This is a genomic window from Winogradskyella psychrotolerans RS-3 (assembly GCF_000427335.1).
GTDB classification, from domain to species: domain Bacteria; phylum Bacteroidota; class Bacteroidia; order Flavobacteriales; family Flavobacteriaceae; genus Winogradskyella; species Winogradskyella psychrotolerans.
Genome location: NZ_ATMR01000082.1, coordinates 1 through 712, shown reverse-complemented (window position 1 = coordinate 712; position 712 = coordinate 1). Strand labels below are relative to the sequence as shown.

Below are 712 nucleotides of genomic sequence, written 5' to 3'. Positions count from 1 at the left end.
GACAAGCAATTTCAATTAATTACAAAAAACTATGAAAAATACCATAATGTATTTTCAGTGATAGCCATTCTATTGCTGAATACTGGATTTTCCCTTGCTGGAAAGGGAGACTTTTATCAGATAAAAATTTATCATTTGTCCACCAGTCAGCAGGAAAATGTTGTAGATGAATACCTGGAACAGGCCTACCTTCCTGCCCTTCATAGAGCAGGGATTAAACATGTTGGCGTGTTCAAACCTGTTACGCCATCCGAGGGAAGTAAACCGGATGAAAAATTGATTTATGTGCTGATACCATTTAGTTCTCAGAAGGAGATTGCTAAAATAGATTCAAAACTAGCAAAGGATCAGCAATACCAATCTGCTGGAAGCAAATACCTGGACGCCCCTTATACCAATCCTCCATACGATAGAATAGAGACGATTTTGCTTAATGCTTTTGTGAAGCACCCAAAGTATGGTGTGCCTGATTTAGACGGTCCAAAGAAGGATAGAATCTATGAATTGAGAAGCTACGAGGGACATACTGAGAAGATTTCAGCTAACAAGATCAAGCAGTTCAACGATGGTGATGAAGTAGGACTTTTTTAAAAGACTGGGCTTTAATGCTGTTTTTTATGGTGAGGTAATAGCTGGGAGTACCATGCCTAATTTGATGTATATGACGACTTTTGAAAACAAGGCTGATCGTGATGCTCATTGGGATACCTTT

1 pseudogene is annotated in these 712 nt (G+C 38.8%); it reads left to right on the top strand.

Going from position 1 to position 712, the window contains the following annotated elements:
• A pseudogene (locus tag ADIWIN_RS05805) lies at positions 1-591 on the top strand (hypothetical protein); the annotation flags it as partial.
• Positions 592-712 lie beyond the last annotated feature (121 nt).